This window comes from Methylobacterium sp. GC_Met_3, from assembly GCF_026540775.1.
Lineage (GTDB): Bacteria > Pseudomonadota > Alphaproteobacteria > Rhizobiales > Beijerinckiaceae > Methylobacterium.
Genome location: NZ_JALNUL010000191.1, coordinates 1 through 527, shown reverse-complemented (window position 1 = coordinate 527; position 527 = coordinate 1). Strand labels below are relative to the sequence as shown.

General features: G+C 65.3%; 1 pseudogene. It reads right to left on the bottom strand.

What is annotated here, in order from left to right:
- Positions 1-527 (bottom strand): annotated as a pseudogene (locus OXS27_RS32460) (LPS-assembly protein LptD); the annotation flags it as partial.

The window sequence follows — 527 nt, the reverse complement described above, 5'->3', positions numbered from 1 at the left end:
CCCTGGTCGACATGGGCGATCTGCGGGACGAGGTTGTTCTGGTAGCCCGAGAAGTCCGTGCTGTTGAAGAACGCGTCGGTGCGCAGATAGGCGAAGGGCGTGAACTTCTGGCCGATGTCGTCGATGAAGCTGCGCCGCCAGGACAGCTCCGCGGAGGCGCGGGTGTTGTTGCCGGCGAGCCCCTGGACCGCGCAGGTGCCGCGCTGGAACACCGTGCAGGTCTGGTAAAGGGCGTAGCTAGTACCTTTGTAGCTTGGCGAGAGCAGGTAGCTCGACGTCCGCGGCAGGCCCTGGAACTGCGTCGTCTCGCGGTTGAGGCTGGTGATGTTCGCCTGGAAGCGCACCTCGCCGCCGATCTCGGCGGGGCCGTTGATGCGCTTGTCGTAGTCGATCACCGGCGCGACGATCGGCTGCTGCTTCTGCCAGTCGAAGCTCGACAGGCCCTTGAAGTAGTAGCCCCGCGCCTCGAACCACGAACGGTCGCCCTGGCCGATCAGGTAGGCGGTCGAGGTCGCCTCGCGGAAATA